Annotated in this window: 5 protein-coding genes and 1 pseudogene; 5 read left to right on the top strand and 1 reads right to left on the bottom strand. The window is 64.0% G+C overall.

All coding sequences use genetic code 11. The features are described from left to right. On the top strand, positions 1-952 hold a 952-nt coding region (locus IVB47_RS25005; RefSeq protein WP_247465196.1), incomplete at its 5' end, for a methyl-accepting chemotaxis protein. Between the two features lie 324 nt (positions 953-1,276). Here the strand turns inward: IVB47_RS25005 and IVB47_RS25010 are convergent. Next, positions 1,277-1,540 carry a hypothetical protein gene (locus IVB47_RS25010; protein WP_007599963.1) on the bottom strand — a complete coding sequence of 88 codons (264 nt, stop codon included), beginning with the start codon at positions 1,538-1,540 and terminating at the stop codon, positions 1,277-1,279. 178 nt (positions 1,541-1,718) lie between these two features. On the opposite strand from IVB47_RS25010, the gene IVB47_RS25015 reads away from it, so the two are divergent. The 4 genes and pseudogenes from IVB47_RS25015 to IVB47_RS25030 form a co-directional block, all read left to right on the top strand. After that, on the top strand, positions 1,719-2,039 hold the full coding sequence (locus IVB47_RS25015; RefSeq protein WP_081747973.1) for a hypothetical protein: 321 nt from the start codon (positions 1,719-1,721) through the stop codon (positions 2,037-2,039). Between the two features lie 77 nt (positions 2,040-2,116). Further along, positions 2,117-2,257 (top strand): annotated as a pseudogene (locus IVB47_RS25020) (ATP-binding protein); the annotation flags it as partial. Positions 2,258-2,704: 447 nt separating this feature from the next. Further along, positions 2,705-3,169, top strand: coding sequence for a (2Fe-2S)-binding protein (locus IVB47_RS25025; protein ID WP_247465199.1), 465 nt, complete (start codon positions 2,705-2,707; stop codon positions 3,167-3,169). A gap of 8 nt (positions 3,170-3,177) precedes the next feature. Further along, positions 3,178-5,297: molybdopterin cofactor-binding domain-containing protein (locus IVB47_RS25030; protein WP_247465201.1), on the top strand; the 2,120-nt coding region annotated here is incomplete at its 3' end.

Here is a 5,297-nt window from a genome sequence, read left to right on the forward strand (position 1 = left end):
CGGCAATGCCGGCCGCGGCTTCGCGGTGGTCGCAAGCGAGGTCAAGAACCTTGCGGAAGCAACCCGCCAGGCCACACACCAGATCTCCGACACCGTGCGCGATCTCGACGGCCAGATCGAAGGCCTGATCGGCGAGAGCAGCGATGCTTCGCAGCGCGCGAAGACGGCCGGCGAAGGCGCCCAGCGGATCTCCGGCATCATCTCGCGGGTCCAGCAGGGCTTCGCCTCGGTGGAAGCGGAGATCGGCAGCGTCACGCGCGCGGCGACTTCCAATCTCGGACATTGCGACAGCGTCATCAGCGAGCTCAACGAGCTCGCCAAGGGCGTCGACCTCTCCTCGCGCGATCTCAAGAACGCGGATCAGCGCGTGACCAAACTGCTCGACACGTCCGAAGGCCTGATCGCGCTGATCGCAGACAGCGGCGTCGAGACGTCGGATGCGCCGCTGATCCGAATCGTCGTCGAGACCGCCAAGCGGATCTCGGACGAGTTCGAAGCCGCCATCGGCCGCGGCGAGATCACGCTCGACCAGTTCATGGACGAGAACTATCGGGAAATCCCCGGCACCGATCCCAAGCAGTACAACACTAACTATGTCGACTTCACCGACCGCGTGCTGCCCGCGATCCAGGATCCGATCCAGAAGTCCGATCCCCGCATCGTGTTCTGCGTCGCCTGGGCCAAGGGCGGCTATCTGCCGACGCACAACCCGAACTACCGACTGCCGCAGGGCAAGGACCCGGTCTGGAATAACGCCAATTGCCGCAACCGCCGCCTGTTCACCGATCGCGCAGTGCAGAAGGTCGCCGCCAACACCAAGCCGTTCCTGCTCCAGACCTATCGCCGCGACATGGGCGGCGGGCAGTTCGTGCTGATGAAGGACCTGTCCTCGCCGATCATGATCCGCGGCAAGCACTGGGGCGCCTTCCGGATGGGCTTTCGGCAGAGCTGAGGGTCGTCGCGACGCGGTTGCGGCGGCGACGCGATGGCGTCCCTGAATCAAAAACCTCGAAAACAACCCCATGCACAGTAGCCGGGGCGAGCAGAATCAATGGCTTAAGCGCCCGATGAATCCGTCGATGCAGGCGCCTCTGAAGCGCTTGCGGCGTCGGGCAAAACAGGCGTAGAGTGCTATTATTCCGAAATTTCCATTCCCTCCCTTCTCTCCTTGTCGGAGCCACGCGATGCGAGCCAGTGGCCTATCCCCGCCAGACAAAGAAAGGCCGCCACCGGAACGAAACGATGACGGCTTCCTCCTGGCTTGCGAAACCGGCCTTTACCGCCCGGCTCCAACGCGATTGACGCCACCATTCGCATTGCCACCGGCGTTATGACGGACTGCGGCGCGCGCCACCGGGCGCGGCCTGAGCACGACGCCTGCACGAGCAACGCAACCCGCCGGATATTCTACGTACTGGCAGTAAATCACCGCCTTGGCTGGGGTTGGACTGAGCGACAGGGTTGCAAGCCCAAGCAGGCCGCTGGCGGCGATGCCCGCGACCGTCGCTGACTTGATCGAAAGAAGCTTCCTCGGATGCATGGCGGACCTCCCTCTTCGCACTTGCGTCACCGAAAGGTGACGGAAGCGCCTCAGGTGCGGCTGAACATAGCGTAGGCGTCGCAATGCGCGGGTTCGATTGATCTACATCAAGCTCACGCGCGGAGTGAGCCGCAATCTCGCGAGCGGGGCTTAAGGAATTCATGGAAGGGTTTCTGTCATGCTCCGCTTCATTCTTGCTTCTCTTGCCGCTTTCGTTTTGCTCACCGCCTGCTTGATCCCCGATGATGCCGAGGCCCGGCGCGGCGGAGGTGCCTATCGGGGTGGCGGCGCTTACCGCGGCGGTGCGGTCGCAGTTCGAGGACCGCGGGGCGGCGGCGCTGTTGCGGTGCGCGGCGCGGGCTATCGGGGCGGCTATCGCGGCTACGGCTATCGGGGCTACGGTGTAGGAGCGGCAGCGGTCGGCGCGGCTGCCGTTGGCACTGCTGCGTACCGCCGCAGTTGCTACGATGCTTACGGAAACTACATTTGCGCCTATTGATCCGTGGCGACGCCCGATAGCGCGGCTTGGCCTTCTGTGCGCACAAGCAAGCGCCGGCGGTGACCGTTCGAGCCGTTTACACCAGCAAAGCGGAAGGCATGGGCATGGGCCTGTCCATTGCGCGCACCATTATCGAAGCGCACAACGGGTTCATATCAGCGAGTAATCGGGAGCACGGCGGTGCCTCGTTCACGATCAGACTTCCCTTTGCCGGTTGATGCACAACGGTGCCCGTACGCGGAGACGGACCCTCACCCGAGTGAGCCTGCGTCTACGGGCGTCGCTGCCCTCTCCCACAAGGTGAGAGGGCACATCAATGAGTCGCCGCAATTGATCGCGTCAGAAGCCCGCGCCGTCGATCGACTTCCATAATCGCACGAGTTTCGTCATCGCATGATTTTGCGCATTCGCACGATCACCTGCGGCGAGCAACGGCGCATGTGAAGAAAAAGCGTCAGAAAATGACGATTATCATATCAATTAGCCCAAAATCACCGCAGCGATCGCCGCACAAATTCGTGAACGTCATGGCCTGACGCGCTCGCTACGCAAATATGCATTGCCGGAAATGTCGACGCTTCATCGTTTCGCATCGATATGATTATTGTGCGCGCAAATTCGCTGACTAGATCGCCGTAAGCGATCGAGCGAGCAAGGGGATGCATATGGCAACTGTTCTCACCATCAATGGCGAAACGAAATCGTTCGAGGCGCCACCTGAAATGCCGCTGCTGTGGGTGCTGCGCGACGTCCTCGGGATGACCGGCACCAAGTTCGGCTGCGGCATCGCGCAGTGCGGCGCCTGCACGGTGCACGTCGATGGCAAGGCCGTCCGATCCTGCGTCTTGCCGGTCAGCGCGGTCGCGAACCGCGCCATCACGACGATCGAGCATGTCGGCAGCACGCCTGCGGGCGCGAAGGTGCAGAAGGCCTGGCTCGATGCCGAAGTGGTCCAGTGCGGCTACTGCCAGTCCGGCCAGATCATGGCGGCCGCGGCACTCCTGGCGGCAACGCCCAGCCCTGACGATTCCGACATCGACGCCGCGATGGCTGGCAACATCTGCCGCTGCGGCACCTATGTGCGCATCCGCGAGGCCATCAAGCAGGCCGCCTCCGGTCGTCAGTCATGAGGTCCGCCATGACCACCGACAAGACTCTTCCTGACGTCTCCCGCCGTGCGCTTCTGACCGGCGGTCTCGCCACCGGCTTCCTGCTCGCCTTCCACCTGCCGCTGCGCGCCGCCGTCAACGAGCCGGAGCAGCCGAAGGACACGACCGACGGCAAGTTCGCGCCCAACGCCTTCATCCGCATCGACGAGACCGGCCGCACCGTCCTGATGATGCCGCAGGTCGAGATGGGCCAGGGGGTCTATACTTCGATTGCGATGATCCTGGCCGAAGAGCTGGACGCCGATTGGGCAAAGGTCGCCGTGCTGCATGCGCCGCCCAACGACAAGCTCTACGCCAATCCCGCCTTCGGCTTGCAGGCCACGGGTGGTTCGACCTCGATCCGTGCCTGGTGGAAACCGTTGCGGGCAGCCGGCGCCAGCGCGCGGGCGATGCTGGTGCAGGCCGCAGCAGTGCAATGGCAGGTCGAGCCTGCAAGCTGCACCGCGTCGAAAGGCGAGGTCGTGCACGCCGCAAGCGGCCGCAGGCTCGGCTATGGCGAACTGGCACTGGCCGCACAGGGCCAGACGCCGCCGAAGGATGTTTCGGTCAAGGACCCCAAGGACTTCGTCATCATCGGCCAGCCGCTGAAGCGGCTCGACACGCCGGACAAGGTCAATGGCAAGGTCGTCTACGGCATTGACGCGATCCTGCCCGGCATGAAGATCGCAGCGATCGCCAATTGCCCGGTCTTTGGCGGCAAGGTCGGCAAGGTCGACGACAGCGCGGCGGTGAAAATCCCGGGCGTGCGCAAAATCGTGGTGCTCGAGGATATAGTCGCCGTGATCGGCGACCACATGTGGGCCGCCAAGAAAGGCCTCGATGCGCTCAAGATCGAGTGGGACGAGGGACCGAACGCCAAGCTCAGCACGGAGGATATATGGCGGCATCTGCGCGCCGCCAGCGAGAAAGACGGCGTGGTCGCGAAATCGGTCGGCGACATCGCCAAGGGGCTCGCAAGCGGCGACAGGTTCGAGGCGAGCTTCGAACTGCCGTTCCTCGCGCATGCCTCGATGGAACCGATCAACGCCACCGTTCACGTCAGGCCTGATGCCTGCGAAATCTGGACCGGCACGCAGATCATGACACGCGTGCAGTCGGAGGCGGCGAAGGCCGCGGGCCTCCCGGTCGACAAGGTGATCGTCAACCAGCATCTGCTCGGCGGCGGCTTCGGCCGCAAGCTCGAGCCGGACATGGTGGTGGCGGCCGTGAAGATTGCAAAGCAGGTCGACTATCCGGTCAAGGTGATATGGACCCGTGAGGAGGACATCCAGCACGACGTCTACCGCCCGGTCTATCGCGACCAGGTCACGGCATCGCTGGTCGACGGCAAGGTCGCGGCCTGGAAGTACAAGGTCGCCGGCTCCGCCGTGCTGGCGCGCTGGCTGCCACCGGCGTTCCAGAAGGGTATCGATATCGACGCGGTCGATGCCGCGGTCGATGCGCCCTACGACTTCGCCAATTTCCATGTCGAATATGTCCGCGCCGAACCGCCGGCGGTGCCGACCGGCTTCTGGCGCGGCGTCGGTCCGAACAACAACGTGTTCGCGGTCGAATGCGCGATGGACGAGCTGGCGCGCAAAGCCGGCAAGGACCCCGTCGAATTCCGCCGCTCCATGCTGACGAAGAATCCGCGCATGCTCGCGGTGCTCAATCTCGCCGCCGAGAAATCCGGCTGGGGCCAACCGCTGCCACCGCGCGTCGGTCGCGGCGTCTGCGTGCAGCCGTCGTTCGCGAGCTTCCTCGCCACCGTGGTGGAAGCGGAGATCGACGATATCGGCGAGATCACGCTCCGCCGCATCACATCGGTGGTGGACACCGGCATCGCGGTCAACCCCGATACAGTGAAGGCGCAGATCGAGGGTGGCCTGGTGTTCGGCCTCACCGCCGCGCTCTATGGCGAGATCACCATCGAGAAGGGCCGCGTGCAGCAGTCGAATTTCCACGACTACCGCATGATGCGCATCAACGAGATGCCGAAGATCGAGGTGATCGTGGTCAAGAGCGGCGAGGCGCCCGGCGGCATCGGTGAGGCCGGCGTCAATGCTGGACCGCCGGCGCTGCGCAACGCCATTTACGCGGCAACCGGCGT

Origin of the sequence: Bradyrhizobium sp. 62, assembly GCF_023073035.1 — a bacterium.
Classification (GTDB): Bacteria; Pseudomonadota; Alphaproteobacteria; order Rhizobiales; family Xanthobacteraceae; genus Bradyrhizobium.